1 protein-coding gene is annotated in these 698 nt (G+C 24.6%); it reads right to left on the reverse strand.

Annotation, left to right across the window (positions count from 1 at the left end; all coding sequences use genetic code 11):
- Positions 1 to 112: 112 nt before the first annotated feature.
- Positions 113 to 698 (reverse strand): hypothetical protein (locus tag L8W69_RS09240; RefSeq protein WP_263666998.1); only part of this gene is annotated, 586 nt, incomplete at its 5' end.

Raw genomic sequence — 698 nt, forward strand, 5'->3', positions numbered from 1 at the left:
CTTTTAAGTTTATAAAAAGGTTTTTTCATTTATATTCCTTGATATTCTAAAAATAGTTTTTGTGCCTTTTTTTGTTTCGTTTAAGGTTTTATTTTGAGTGTTAAGTTCTATCTCATTCATTTGTGCATTCTTTTAGTTTAGATTGTAGGGTATTGAGCTGATTGATTTGTTTTTGACCGAGTTTGAGTTTCTTAAAATTATAGATCGCTTTTTCTAATTGCATTTTTAAATAACTATCAGTGTGTATTTTTAATTCTTTATTAAAAAACAATAAAACTTTGTCAGTAGTAGTGTTAATTTGACTCATACCATTTAAAATTGTCATAGTTTTAGGGGTATTTAAATCACAAATATAATCTTGTAAAAATTCACTCAAATACATATCAGTAAATGCACAATTATAACCAATTAGAGTGTTAATATACATTCCAATTCCAACTACATCAAAGCTATCAAACTTATGAATATCTTTTTGCAAAAAATCCTCTTCTAAACGAGTATTTAGAAAAAATAAAAAATCTTCAAAAACTTTAAATCTTTCCTTATCAAATAAAAAAGAAGTTTTTTGATTTGTGATATTTCCTTCATTATATAAAAGATAAAGTATAATATCAGTATTTGAATTTGTTGTAACATGCCCAGCTTGTCTCATAAGCTCAACATCTTCATCTGTAGGATAATAAGAGGTTAAAATTCTT

The sequence above is a fragment of the Campylobacter sp. CNRCH_2016_3089 genome, from assembly GCF_025772505.1.
In the GTDB taxonomy this organism is placed as follows: Bacteria; Campylobacterota; Campylobacteria; order Campylobacterales; family Campylobacteraceae; genus Campylobacter_D; species Campylobacter_D lari_D.